This window comes from Tenebrionibacter intestinalis (assembly GCF_016632365.1).
GTDB lineage: Bacteria > Pseudomonadota > Gammaproteobacteria > Enterobacterales > Enterobacteriaceae > Tenebrionibacter > Tenebrionibacter intestinalis.
The window spans coordinates 72,706-85,897 of sequence record NZ_JAEPBH010000015.1 but is presented as its reverse complement, the minus strand read 5'-3'; the positions used below and the strand labels follow the sequence as shown (position 1 = coordinate 85,897).

The following is a 13,192-nucleotide window of genomic DNA, read 5'->3' as shown; positions in this document are numbered from 1 at the left end:
TCCCTCAAAGTGATCTACTATTTGGCGCAGCTATTTAGATCTTATGTCATGAATATTAGTTTTACCGCCAGATTCAATTATACAGACCTCTGGATAACCTTCCACCGAATCAAAAAAATCACATTTATTATAAAAGTTATCAGGCTCACTAAATTTCATATCCTTAGCCAGCTGATCTCTTATCTTTTTTCCAGGAGCAATTATAAGAACTCGACTAGAGTCTGTTGCGTATGGTGTGATTGATATCAAACCAGACTTTCCACAACCAACAGGAAGTATTATTCCAACTTCATTCAAACCTTTATTTTCGTAGTGCTCTCTTATCTTACCGAAAGCCACAACTTGTGGCCTTCTTAATTTACTTTTTTCTGTAATATCTTTTTTTTCAAATGGCACTTTACTATTCCTTCTGCATTGGTAGATTGACTATTACCCATGTATATCATTCCAAATGACCAGCCCGATAAATCAAACCAACACCTTCAATCCATGCTTCTGCACCACGGTAAGCAGTTTCAGCGATAATCCACTTGGGCGCTTTACGCCACTTTCCCACTTCTGCACCGTTGACACACTGGTATTCAGGTAGCTGGCAAAAACCGGTTGGCTGACATTCAACTTCTCGCGCAATGCTTTAATCTCAACAGGTTGCAGATCGTTCACGTTATTAAGGCACGTTTTATCAAAGTTGCGCATCGTTTCCTGTGGGATAGCATCGACGCTGAATAATCCAGAAGCCGCGCTATGGATGGCCTCAAATACAGGACTCTTGAATTTACTTTTTGCAGTCATGGCAAATCTCCACCAGTTCTTTACTCTTAATCAGTGCCGTAATCTTTTCATCAGCAAGAGCAGCGTAGTGCTTTGCTAACTCGCGGAACCCAGCCAGTTCGCGATTATCAATGTTTGCCATATCCTGTTTGGCATAAAGGAACGTGTAAAACCAGTGCTCCCCACCTTTCGCCAGAATAATGGCGCGATCGCGATTCTGGTTCAGGCGTTTCTTGTAAACTCCCCCGCCGAGGTCGTCAGCCTTACCTTTCACTACCGCCTCAATAGCCCGACATAACTCACTATCTTTAATTGCGTGCGATTTAGCCGCCTTGCTGAACCATTTAGTTTTGAATACGCGCATCAGGCTGACTTCCTGTTACCTTAACTATAGCACTTGGTGCTAGGTTACTCCTTTTACTCACTGATGCAAAGTGCTTGAAGCCAACAAAATTTTGCCGTATTTTTAACTGTGTGTATCTGCTGTCAACGGACAGCCACCAATGTTTCCAGTATCAGGATGATACGAGTGACCTGTGAGAAACGCCTTCGGGTGGTCACAAGCCAAAGTCATATGGAATGGAGTGTGGTCTGAGACTGACGCCTTCGGGCGACCACAAAGAAAGTTGTCGAAACCTGAAAGACAACGCTGGATTAGCGGTAAACCTGCTCACCTTTGAAAGCAGGTATCGTCAATAAAAAACGCGCCTATGACGTGACGATGAAGGTCCCTTAAACTTAAGAGACGGCTAATAACGAGCGTTTCCATACCGATCGGTATTATTTGTAAAGAATGCTGTATTCGGTCTTCTCCTCAGTACATGAGATGCTGCAAGCAAGGCTATAACTTTTGCCTTTGATGACCGCAGTATCATCACCCGCTTAACGACAGGTACATCCCGTACTGACGGGCTCTCTGTACCTTAATTCTGGCACGTATTAAACGCTGCTGGCTGCGCCTTGCTATGCCGTCAGGCATCTGCATGCGCCTGCCCTGCTGCACGCTAATACGTGGCGTCACTTTTTGCGTGTTAACGCATGAAAGTGACGCCACAGCACAAAGCTGCCTCAACCGTGATGGCAAGCAATCTCATTCAACGACTCATGAATCTGACACACCAGTTCGAATGCCGAACTGCTCACTTTTACAGGAGATTTGAACCGATACCGAGGCAGGCCAATGGCCTGAGGGGATAACCTGCAATCGCAGGAGGCTGCACAGAGTGCATTACCGACGCCCCGCAATACCTCAACAACTGCCCGCTCTGGCGCACAGGTATCCGTTCAGGGCAGGTCAATATGATTGTTTCTGCCATTAAGCCCACGCGCCAGAGAAATGCAGCTCGTTGAAATTGAGAGGAATTTGCTATGAGTAAATTAAGTCGTGAAATGAAAACGCTGGCTAAGCACGTCGGCGGCAGCTTTAAAACCGTTCACGATCGTACCCGTATCATTGACCGATTTTGTCGCCATCTGATGGCGCTTAATATCCAGGTTCGGGATGTTCAGCATCTGAAAACTAAACATATCGAAAGTTATATTGCCGACCGCCAGGCAGCAGGTATTGCTGTTCGAACGCTTCATAATGACATGTCAGCACTGCGCGCAGTGTTTCGGCTAGCAGGCAGGGAAAAGCTTGTTACATCAACACGTTTAACGAACAAAGCACTGGGATTAAGCGGAGCAAGTCGCGCAGGTACGAAATTCGCGATTCCGGATGAGCGATTTCAGGCAGTATTGCAAAGCGCCCGGCAGTATGACCAGGGGCTTGCCTGTGCCCTCCAGCTTGCCAGATTGCTGGGGCTTCGCTCACAGGAAGCTGTGCAGTGCGCCAGTTCACTGAATACCTGGAAAAAGCAGATTGAACGAAATCAATCAACTCTCACCATTGTTTTTGGCACCAAAGGCGGCAGGCCGCGTGAAACACGAATCCTCGATCGTAACGCGGTACAGCAGGCAGTAAATGACGCTCTGCTGATTGCTAAAACACGTAACGGAAAGCTTATCGACAAGCCCGATTTAAAAACCGCCATGAACTTCTGGCGCACACATACTACACGGTTAGGGTTGATCGGCAATTATTCCCCCCACTGCCTGCGCTACGCATGGGCTCAGGATGCCCTTCGCTATTACCTGTCACAAGGATTTTCCTGCAGTGAAGCCAGAGCAATGACGTCAATGGATCTCGGCCATGGTGATGGCAGGGGCCGCTACGTCGAGCGCATTTACACCAGGAAGGAGGGCTAATGATGTCGAATTTCAGGTTATTGCGATTATCGGATGTGATGGAAAAAACCGGCTTCAGGAAATCATGGATTTATCTCCTGATAAGCAAGGGCGATTTTCCTCCGGCAGTCAAAATTGGCTCCCGCTCGGTGGCATGGCTGGAAAGCGAAGTGAATGACTGGATTGCTGAGCGCGTCGGCAAACGCGAGGGGCTACAGCAAACGGGGAAGTCAGACAATGAGTAAATTGATAACTGATACCGAAACAAAATTCAGCACCACACTTCCCCTGCGCAAAGGCTCTGACGGCTTTGATACCCGGCAGGACTACCTGATTAAGGGCTATTTGCCAGCCTCATCCATTGCCAGCGCCTACGGAGCCAGCGGATCTTACAAATCCTTCCTGGCGGTATCATGGGGATGCCATATCGCTACCGGTAAGCCATGGGCGGGTAAACCAGTCACACAGGGAGCCGTTATTTATGTTGTTGGTGAAGGTGGGATCGGCGTTCCTCGCCGTATCCGGGCATGGGAGCAAACGCTTAACGGCGGTAGTCCTATTGATGCTCTATATCGTGTCGATTGCCCGATCTTTCCTGCCAGCCCGGAAAGCGTGCAACAGGTGATACAAGCCGCCAAAGATGTCAAAGCCGTAACCGATATGCCAATTCGCCTGATCATTCTGGATACCCTCGCCCGCTGCTTCGGCGGTTCAGACGAGAACGCAGCTAAAGATATGGGTGCCTTCATTCAGGGATGCGACTATATCAAAGCGGCCACACAGGCTACGGTGCTGATCATTCACCACTCTGGCAAAGATCAGGACAAAGGCGCACGCGGTTCCAGCGCATTCCGGGCGGCACTGGATGTGGAGTTTAATGTGCGCCGTGAAGGTGACGGTGGCGCATTGATTCTCAGTTGCACCAAGATGAAGGATGCCGAAGAGCCGCCACGTCGTGCCTATGATCTGCATTCCGTCGATTTATACGTGGATGATGATGGCGAGCGGATCACTTCGCTGGTACTGAACGATGAAGGCCGCGAGGCCATAGATAATAATATCGCTGGCGACCCGGATTTATCAGGTATTTCACGACTCACAGATAACCACATTTCCTTATGGCAGGCTATCCGTTCTCGCACAGGCAGTGGCGATAGTTGTACCCGCTCGCAGGTTCGGGACGATATGAGGGCGATGGGATTTGACGTAGCCAAAAAATTTACCCGCTGGCTGGATAAACTGGAAAAAGATGGTCTGATCGCATTGGATGGAGAACGCATTACGCCGTTGTCGCAAAGAGATAAAACGAGGGATTAACCGGGAGAAAGTGGGGGAACCTGGCTCTGATAATGACAAAACCCAACATATTCCCCCACTTCCTCCATGTATATATACGCCAGGTGGGGGAATAACTTAACCCTATAATAAATATCATTTTTTCATCAACATCAAAAATCAGGTGGGGGAATAAAAAACTTATCATCAAGTGGGAATAAAATGGGGGTCTATCTGAGAATCACACACCTTATTTTCGCGTCAATTTCTCCAAAGAGATCGCTCCTCCTTAGCTTTGGTTCTCTTACCACCAACCAGTAACGCTTTTTAGACTTGACTGAGGCGGAGCGCAGCGAAGTGAGCACCGAACAGTCAAGTCTAAAAAGTGGAAAAACGGCACTGGCTTTACCACTCCATCCTCCTGGAAAGTCACTTTTTTGCCACAATAGCTTTTCTTCCTTTTTGATCTCAGACCAGCCCACCACTAAGTATTACTTAGTATATTTTCATCAAGCACAGATGAGAATCGAGCCAGGATAAGTTAGTCATCTGGGACACTCATGCTACCTCATCGTTTAAAAGCTGCACGCTTAAAGGCTGGTTTGTCACAGGAACGGCTGGGGATTCTTGCCGGGATTGATGAAGCGACAGCCAGCGCCCGGATGAATCAATATGAGCGCGGTATACATACACCTGATTTTGCACTGGCCTGCCGGTTAGCATCGGTACTACACGTTCCGGCTTGTTATTTTTATGCGGTGGAAGACGATCTGGCAGAAATGATTCTTGGATATTCAGAATCGCAGGAAAAATAAACCCTATAAGACGTATTAGCTCCAGCCCCCCGCGAAAAGGGGCTGGAGCGGTGTAAAATCAGATGCGTAGCGGATCATATATTTCTAAACTCATACGGCACCACATACCCTTCCCGGTTTGCATCAAGATAATCCGCCCACCATTGCAGCATCAGCCTTCGCTCTTCGATGTGTTCAGCCTTATGAATATAAGCCGCCCGCACGCTATTGCGTTCCTGATGGCTCATCTGCCGCTCGACAGCATCCCGCGACCACTGCCCGGACTCAACCAGGGCACTACAGGCCATCGTGCGGAAACCATGCCCGCACAGTTCGGTCGTGGTGTCATATCCCATAACCCGCAACGCATTATTGACGGTATTTTCACTCATGGGTTTAGTTGGACGACGATCGCCGGGGAAGATAAGTTCATAAGCACCGCTGATAGCCTTAATTTCTTTCAGCAGCGCCAAAGCCTGGCGGGATAACGGTACTAAGTGCTCAGTGCGCATTTTTGCCCCGCGCTGAGAATGTTTTACACCGGGGATCGCTTCACGTTCAGCCGGTATCGTCCACATAGCACGTTTAAAGTCGATTTCAGTCCAGCGGGCAAAACGCAGTTCGCTGGAGCGGATAAAAACGCACAGCGTGAACTTTAAAGCCAGGGTGGTTAACGTTCTCCCTTTATAGCTTTCAATCCTTGCCAGAAAATCCGGTAGCTTATCCAGCTTCAATGCCGGACGATGAGTTGCCTTCGGCGGCGCTATTGCCCCGAAGAGATCCTGGGCAGGATTGCGCTCTATCAGATCGTTCTGCACCGCATAGCGCATAATATCGGTCACCCGCTGACGCAATCGCGACGCTAAATCGAGATGGCCGTTTTGCTCCACGGCTTTAAGCGGCTCAAGCAAGTCTTTAGTCTTCAGATCCGCAATGTGGCGTTGCCCTATCGCTGGCAAGATATTGCGCTCCATATCGCGCCATACCCGTCCGGCATGCGTTTCTGACCAGCGGTTTTGGCTGATGTTTCGGTGCCAGTCTCTCGCGACCTTCTCAAAGGTAATCAGCGCGGACTGCGCTTCTTCTTTTTCTACTTCCCGCTTTTCTGCCGGGTTGATGCCATCGGCAAGCAAAAGCCGCACCTCATCGCGCTTTTCTCTGGCCTTCGCCAGCGAGATCAGCGGATAGGCACCGAAAGCAATCCGGCTTTCCTTACCTTCGAAACGATACTTGAGATACCAGCGCTTAGAGCCGTTAGGATTTACCAAAAGATACAGGCCATGCGCATCCGCGAGTTTGTAGGCTTTCTCGCGAGGCTTGGCGGTTCTGGCTACAACGTCTGTCAGGGCCATAATTGGGGGTCAACTCCTCATCGAAGTGAATTGACCCTCATCCTGACCCCCAAATCATCTGGATGTCAATGGACAAAAAAAGACCAGCGCGGATAAAACGAACAGATCAGGAGGAAGAGAGATAATATTTAATCTTTTAATAAACAATAAGATATGGATGTTGATGGAAGATTATGGACATAAAAAAAGCCACCTTAAGGTGACTTAATTTTTCCACAATGGTGCCGAAGGCCGGACTCGAACCGGCACGTATTTCTACGGTTGATTTTGAATCAACTGCGTCTACCGATTTCGCCACTTCGGCACTGTAGAAGGGTTACGGTAAGCGCAGCCATTATACCCGTAGCAGATCGCCATGCAAGTTAAGCTGATGCCTGCTCTTACTAAGTGCTGAAAAAAACAGCATTATACTTCATCGGATTTAGCCGTTGACTTAAACGCGTTCATTCCACACGCCTGCTGCAGTCGTAGCGTAAATTTAAGCGCCTGTTTAAGGTTAATAATCTCTTCTTCTTTTTTTAAATATCTGCGCCTGATACCGCTACCCACCCTTATCCCGGCATATCATAGCGAGCAGTGTGCAACGCATTACAGACCCGGCTGGCAGCAAAACGCTTCGTTCTTTTGGCCTCCAGGGGTTAATCCGGAGTGGAACACTATTCTGCGCAGCCAGATTAACGCGCTACTCCGATTTCCTTAAACGCTCAGCCCCATCGCTCCTACATGCGTTACACTGGCAAATGCATTCACCCAAAAAGGATATCCCGATGAGCATCATAAAAAGTTACGCGGCTCCCCAGGCCGGTGCGGAGCTTGAGCTATATGAGTATGACGCGGGCGAGTTGGCCCCCGAGGCGGTTGAGGTAAAAGTCGACTACTGCGGTGTGTGTCACTCTGATTTGTCAATGATTGATAACGAATGGGGTTTCTCTCAATATCCGCTGGTGCCAGGGCATGAGGTTATTGGCCGCGTACATGCCTTAGGCTCTGCCGCGCAGAATAAAGGATTAAAACCAGGCCAGCGTGTAGGTATTGGCTGGACATCAGATAGCTGTGGACACTGCGATGCCTGTATAAGCGGCAATCTTGTCAACTGCCTGCAAGGCAGCACGCCAACGATCCTGAGCCACGGCGGCTTTGCCGAAAAAATTCGCGCAGGCTGGCAGTGGGTTATTCCACTACCAGACGATATTGATATTGCCTGCGCAGGCCCGCTGCTGTGCGGCGGCATTACGGTATTCAAACCTTTGTTAATTAACCAGATAACCGCCACAAGCCGCGTAGGGGTGATTGGTATTGGCGGCCTGGGGCACATAGCCATTAAACTCTTACGCGCGATGGGCGCGGAAGTGACAGCATTCAGTTCTAATCCGGCAAAAGAGCAGGAAATAAAACAAATGGGGGCCGACCGGGTGGTAAATAGCCGCGATCCTCAGGCGTTAACAGCGCTGGCCGGGCAATTTGATCTTATCATCAACACCGTAAACGTCAGCCTTGACTGGCTACCTTACTTCGAAGCGCTGGCGCCCGGCGGCAGGTTCCATACCGTAGGCGCCGTAATGAAGCCGTTTGAAGTGCCGGCAATGAAACTTATCGGCGGCGATCGGAGCGTATCAGGCTCAGCTACTGGTAATCCATCCGAACTACGTAAGCTGATGAAGTTCGCCGCGCGCGCGCATATCAGCCCACAAACTGAAGAATTTCCGATGTCTCGTATTAACGATGCGCTACGGCACGTACGCGATGGCAAAGCCCGTTACCGCGTCGTACTGAAGGCGGATTTTTAACGGCCCATTATTCTAAAATACCGCATGGCTATCTGAAAAAGCAGTCCACATTTCCGCCTTCTCATGTTGGGCTGCCTTAGCTTAAAAGAATACATTTTTTACAGGTTGCGCCCTTCGGGGCGCAACTTGTGAGACTGCTGACAAACCCCATCCTGTCGCAGACGGGAGGGATGAAATACAATAAAAAGCAAGTAAAATCAATGCATTGATTATCGCCTACTTACCACAAAGAAGGAAAAAACACGTTTTTTCCTTCTTTGACAACAAACTGACAGGTTGCGCCCTTCGGGGCGCAACCTGTTCAGCCAGCTTTTTGCGTACCATACCGACAGCCAGGTCGTCAGTTAATTAAAATGGGTTGCATCTACAAACGAAACAACACTTTTCATTACCATTGCAGGCCTGCTTCACGCCTCCCGGCTTCAGCAATTCATTCTTTAGCTCCTACATTCTGGCCTTTAGCCAATGCGGCAAACACTTCCGCTACCGCTACCGCCCCAGGATCATTCACACCGGTAAGTTTATCGCTGCCAATGTACGAAGAGCGCCCGGCATTGGCCTTTTTCATCTGTGCGGTGGCGTCAGCGCCCTTTTGCGCGGCCCTGGCCGCGGCATTAAGATCGTGTTTTTTCATCGCTTCCAGCGCCGGTTGCAGGGCATCAATCAGCGTGCGGTCGCCAGGTTGCGCACCGCCATAGCGCTTCATTTGCGCCAGCCCGGCGAGCAACGCGTCCGCCACCCCGTCGCCTTTAGCAAGCTTCTGCCCTGCGGCGGTAAAAAAGATAGACATCAATACTCCGCTCGACCCACCCATTACGGTCGCCAGCCGCTCGCCCACAAGCGCTAACAATGCTCCAGGATCGTTTAGCGGTAATTTTTTCTCGTCTAACAGCTTCGCAATATCGCGCGCCCCCAGTGCGAATGTCGTCCCCGTGTCGCCATCTCCCACCTTCGCATCCAGGGCATTTAACGCGCTTTTCAGCGAAATCAACGTACCGGTTATTTTTTTCACCACCGAGGCCGTCTTCGCATTGGCTGACGGCTTCACCTCCAGGTTATCGCGAACGGCCTGCGCTTTTCGCGTTAGCGCCGGGGCAAAAGGCACGAGTTGACGCCAACCGGGCGCCTGCACACACGCCTGTAGCGCTTCAGTCATAGCATCGTCCAGGCGGATAACAGAAAGGGAAAAACCTTTCATATCCAGCGAACTGACCATTGTTGCGGGGCCAATTAAAAAATCAATCTGCGCGTGTAGCGGCGAGCGCGCAATCTCCGCCACAATCATCCCCATTTCCAGCTCTGATGTGCCGCCAAGGTTATTCACCATCACCGCCAGCCGCGCCGTTTTCCCGGCTTTTTTACACAACCGTTTTACTATTTCATCAACGATTGTGGCGCTGTTGCGGGTTTTCAGTATGCTGGCGCCCGGCTCGCCGTGTATGCCAGGCCCCAACTCCACCTGCCCGTCGTGAATACGGCTCTCATCGTCTTCGCCTTCCGGCAGGCTGCAACCGCGCAGCGCCACGCCAAGGCTGAAAATATTGTCACAGGCATTTTGCGCCGCAGCCTTTACTTCACCCAGAGAACGCCCCTGTTCGGCCGCATGGCCGGCGATTTTGTGCACCAACACAGTACCGCCTATACCTCGCGGTTGGTTATTTTTCGGCAACGCAATATCGTCGCCTACAATAACCATTTCTACTTTCAGCCCACGGCTACGGGCTTTCTCCGCAGCCAGACCAAAGTTCAGGCGGTCGCCGGTATAGTTTTTAACAACCAGCAGGCAGCCGCGATCGCCGGTAACGGCAACAATGGCGTTGAGCACTGCGTCCACGCTCGGAGAGGCGAACAAATCGCCGCATACCGCCGCAGTGAGCATACCTTTACCGACAAAACCCACGTGCGCCGGTTCATGCCCGGCGCCGCCGCCAGAAATCACCGCTACACGGCTTTTATCCCAGTCGCTGCGCGCTATCACGCGGATGGCAGGATCGATATCAAGCCTGACAAGATTGGCATAAGGCGAGGAGAGCATAACGCCTTCAATGGCGTCATTCACCAGGCTTTCGCGTTCATTAAGAAAGAATCTGGACATAGGTTCCCGGTTTTTAGCAAGCCACTGTCAAAGCATAGCGCCTGGTGCGTAGCGCGTCGCAATCTCCGGAATATACTGAGGGCGAAACATAGCTATGATCGTATAATCTTCCCCACTCCTCAGGTGTTAACATTTGTCGCAACCAGCGCGCGTTGTTAGACGAGCGAAGGCATGCGGCAATAAGGCCCGCGCCTGAATGGACTGATTCTAAGCAAGGAAAACTGACAATGACCGCCCCACTGCTGATAGCCCGTACCGCTGATAAGCAACTTTTTTTGCAACCCTCAATGGCCAACCGCCACGGGTTGATTACTGGCGCGACCGGTACCGGTAAAACCGTTACGCTGCAAAAACTGGCAGAATCATTCTCTGATATTGGCGTCCCGGTTTTTATGGCCGACGTAAAAGGCGACCTGACCGGCATTGCTGAAAATGGCGAGCCTTCTGAAAAACTTCAGGCAAGGCTGGCGAAAATTGGCGTTACCGACTGGCAGCCCCACCCCAACCCGGTCGTATTGTGGGATATTTTTGGCGAGAAGGGGCACCCGCTGCGCGCTACCGTTTCCGACCTCGGGCCGCTGCTGCTTTCCCGCCTGCTAAATCTCAACGAGGTGCAAAGCGGTGTATTGCAGATTATCTTCCGGGTCGCTGACGACCGGGGATTGCTGCTGCTTGATTTTAAAGATCTGCGCGCTATCACGCAGTACATTGGCGATAATGCAAAATCCTTTCAGAACCAGTACGGCAATATCAGTAGCGCCTCTGTCGGCGCCATACAGCGCGGCCTGCTGGCGCTGGAACAGGAAGGCGCGCCATTCTTCTTTGGCGAACCCATGCTTGATATCCAGGACTGGATGCGTACCGATGCCAATGGTAAAGGCATCATTAATATCCTCGCGGCGGAAAAGCTCTATCAGATGCCGAAGTTATACTCCGCCAGCCTTCTGTGGATGCTCTCCGAGCTTTATGAACGCCTGCCGGAAGCAGGCGATCCCGACAAGCCAAAACTGGTATTCTTTTTTGACGAAGCCCATCTGCTGTTTAACGACGCGCCGCAGGTATTGCTTGAGAAAATTGAGCAGGTCGTCCGTCTGATTCGCTCTAAAGGCGTGGGGATTTATTTCGTCTCACAGAACCCTGCGGATATTCCCGATAATGTGCTTGGCCAGCTTGGCAACCGCGTACAGCACGCGCTGCGCGCCTTCACGCCAAAAGACCAGAAAGCGGTAAAAACCGCAGCACAGACCATGCGTACAAACCCGGCATTCAGCACAGAAGAGGCAATCCAGCAACTGGGTACCGGCGAGGCTTTAATTTCCTTCCTTGATGAAAAAGGCAGTCCGGCTATGGTTGAGCGCGCAATGGTGATCGCGCCATGCTCGCGCATGGGGCCGGTTAGCGCCGGCGAGCGCAACGGGCTTATTAATAATTCCATGCTGTACGGCAAATATGAGGATGCCGTCGATCGCGAGTCAGCTTATGAACTGCTGCAAAAAACGGCGCAGGCCGCGACCGATAAAGCCAGTGCGCCGCAGGCCAAAGGCAAAACGGCAGCCGTTGAAGACAGTCTTTCTGGCGGCCTTAAGGAAATTCTGTTCGGTTCTACCGGCCCGCGCGGCGGCAAGAAAGACGGGCTGGTACAAAACGCGGTAAAAAGCGCCGCACGCCAGATAACTAACCAGATTGTGCGCGGCATACTGGGCAGTATACTGGGCGGCCGCAGGCGCTAATACACATCATCTATTAGCGCTGCCTTCGCCGGCGGGCATCCGCCAGCCGGCGATTTGATACTCACTGAAAACCATGCCCCGCGTACTGGTTATCAACCAATGCCTGGCTCCGCCCTATTGCCTCTGGGTTTCAGGCTTACAGAACGGTTTGTGACTGCTTTTTATCAAGCCCGGCATATCCTTCCTGGGCGCAATCGATACCCCTGCTACGCGGAGTTTTATAATTAACTTTGCCGTCTGCCGGCGCCTGCCAGCGGCAAACATTTCTCTGCGCGCGCTGGAGACTTAACCATAATCGCTCACGCTTATAAAAGCAGGCGCGCGCCAGAAAATAGCGCCTGCTCGCGGTTAATGAAAGGCAAACCGGCCTGAGCAGCAGGCAAATTGGTCTTTGCCCCGCAAACTGTTCCAGCGGCCAGCCCCCCTGAACGCACGCAAGGTCAAAAGCACGAAAATATTCACACAGGTAATCTGGCCTCACGGCGATACGCACGCCAGCACGCCCGATTCTTTAACATTTACCCGGCCGTTTTTTCATTCAAAAATGCTGAACCAGAAAGGCAATTTTACTTGCTAACATTCATCACACGCCCGCTTTACTATCCTCCCCGGCAAGCGATGACATCCGAAAATGCTGGATAACACGCAGAGTTAACTATTACCTGGCCGCTGGCCATCCGTGACTTATGTTGGAGCAGTAAAATGAAAAAATTTGAAGACACTGGCATCCTGGCGGCACGTATCCTGATGCCAGTTCTGTTTATTGTGGCAGGCTGGGGCAAAATAGCCGATTACACAGGCACGCAGCAATACATGCAGTCAATGGGCGTTCCCGGCGCGCTGCTGCCGCTGACCATTCTGCTGGAGTTCGGCGGCGGCATCGCCATAATTTTTGGCCTGTTGACCCGCACTACGGCTATCTTCACCGCAGGTTTTACATTACTGACGGCGCTACTGTTTCATACGCATTTTGCCGAAGGCATGAATTCGCTCATGTTTATGAAAAATATGACCATTGCCGGCGGTTACCTGCTGCTGTTCTTTACCGGCCCTGGCGCATTCAGCATTGACCACGCGCTCAATAAAAAATGGTAAGCCTTCTATACTCAAATTGAGATAAGCCCGGTCGCGCCGGGTTTAGCGTTAATACAAGGAGATAGCG

Annotated in this window: 12 protein-coding genes and 1 tRNA gene; 7 read left to right on the top strand and 6 right to left on the bottom strand. The window is 51.1% G+C overall.

Features of this window, described 5'->3' with window-relative positions; translation table 11 throughout:
- Nucleotides 1-30: 30 nt before the first annotated feature.
- The 3 genes from JJB97_RS07590 to JJB97_RS07580 all read right to left on the bottom strand — a co-directional run bounded on the left by JJB97_RS07590 (nucleotide 31) and on the right by JJB97_RS07580 (nucleotide 1,135).
- A complete protein-coding gene (locus JJB97_RS07590) occupies nucleotides 31-396 on the bottom strand; it encodes a DEAD/DEAH box helicase family protein (RefSeq protein ID WP_238713424.1) in 366 nt (121 codons plus the stop codon).
- Between the two features lie 72 nt (nucleotides 397-468).
- Nucleotides 469-792 carry a helix-turn-helix domain-containing protein gene (locus tag JJB97_RS07585; protein ID WP_238713423.1) on the bottom strand — a complete coding sequence of 108 codons (324 nt, stop codon included), beginning with the start codon at nucleotides 790-792 and terminating at the stop codon, nucleotides 469-471.
- A complete protein-coding gene (locus JJB97_RS07580; RefSeq protein ID WP_238713422.1) occupies nucleotides 776-1,135 on the bottom strand; it encodes a type II toxin-antitoxin system RelE/ParE family toxin in 360 nt (119 codons plus the stop codon). Before JJB97_RS07580 ends, JJB97_RS07585 begins: the two co-directional genes overlap by 17 nt.
- 1,004 nt (nucleotides 1,136-2,139) lie before the next feature.
- Here JJB97_RS07580 and JJB97_RS07575 point away from each other — a divergent pair.
- From JJB97_RS07575 to JJB97_RS07560, 4 genes are all read left to right on the top strand, one after another.
- On the top strand, nucleotides 2,140-3,018 hold the full coding sequence (locus tag JJB97_RS07575; protein WP_238713421.1) for an integrase domain-containing protein: 879 nt from the start codon (nucleotides 2,140-2,142) through the stop codon (nucleotides 3,016-3,018).
- Nucleotides 3,018-3,242 (top strand): helix-turn-helix transcriptional regulator, encoded by a 225-nt coding sequence (locus JJB97_RS07570; RefSeq protein WP_238713420.1) that lies wholly within the window; start codon nucleotides 3,018-3,020, stop codon nucleotides 3,240-3,242. The genes JJB97_RS07575 and JJB97_RS07570 overlap by 1 nt, the downstream gene beginning before the upstream one ends.
- Entirely contained in the window at nucleotides 3,235-4,314 is a 1,080-nt protein-coding gene (locus tag JJB97_RS07565; RefSeq protein WP_238713419.1) for a helicase RepA family protein, read from the top strand. Before JJB97_RS07570 ends, JJB97_RS07565 begins: the two co-directional genes overlap by 8 nt.
- A 518-nt stretch (nucleotides 4,315-4,832) precedes the next feature.
- Nucleotides 4,833-5,087, top strand: coding sequence for a helix-turn-helix transcriptional regulator (locus JJB97_RS07560; protein WP_238713418.1), 255 nt, complete (start codon nucleotides 4,833-4,835; stop codon nucleotides 5,085-5,087).
- Nucleotides 5,088-5,161: 74 nt separating this feature from the next.
- Here the strand turns inward: JJB97_RS07560 and JJB97_RS07555 are convergent, their stop codons facing one another.
- A complete protein-coding gene (locus JJB97_RS07555; protein ID WP_238713417.1) occupies nucleotides 5,162-6,418 on the bottom strand; it encodes a tyrosine-type recombinase/integrase in 1,257 nt (418 codons plus the stop codon).
- Nucleotides 6,419-6,637: 219 nt separating this feature from the next.
- A tRNA-Leu gene (locus tag JJB97_RS07550) sits at nucleotides 6,638-6,722 on the bottom strand.
- A gap of 463 nt (nucleotides 6,723-7,185) precedes the next feature.
- Between JJB97_RS07550 and ahr the strand changes: the two genes are divergently transcribed.
- Entirely contained in the window at nucleotides 7,186-8,205 is a 1,020-nt protein-coding gene (ahr, locus tag JJB97_RS07545) for an NADPH-dependent aldehyde reductase Ahr (RefSeq protein WP_238713416.1), read from the top strand.
- A 430-nt stretch (nucleotides 8,206-8,635) separates the two neighbouring features.
- Here the strand turns inward: ahr and JJB97_RS07540 are convergent, their stop codons facing one another.
- The gene (locus tag JJB97_RS07540; RefSeq protein WP_238713415.1) at nucleotides 8,636-10,300 is read right to left on the bottom strand and encodes a dihydroxyacetone kinase subunit DhaK; all 1,665 of its coding nucleotides are present in this window, start codon (nucleotides 10,298-10,300) and stop codon (nucleotides 8,636-8,638) included.
- A gap of 227 nt (nucleotides 10,301-10,527) precedes the next feature.
- Between JJB97_RS07540 and JJB97_RS07535 the strand changes: the two genes are divergently transcribed.
- On the top strand, nucleotides 10,528-12,030 hold the full coding sequence (locus JJB97_RS07535; RefSeq protein ID WP_238713414.1) for a helicase HerA-like C-terminal domain-containing protein: 1,503 nt from the start codon (nucleotides 10,528-10,530) through the stop codon (nucleotides 12,028-12,030).
- A gap of 702 nt (nucleotides 12,031-12,732) precedes the next feature.
- Nucleotides 12,733-13,125, top strand: a complete 393-nt coding sequence (locus JJB97_RS07530; protein ID WP_238713413.1) for a DoxX family protein — start codon at nucleotides 12,733-12,735, stop codon at nucleotides 13,123-13,125.
- Nucleotides 13,126-13,192: the final 67 nt, after the last annotated feature.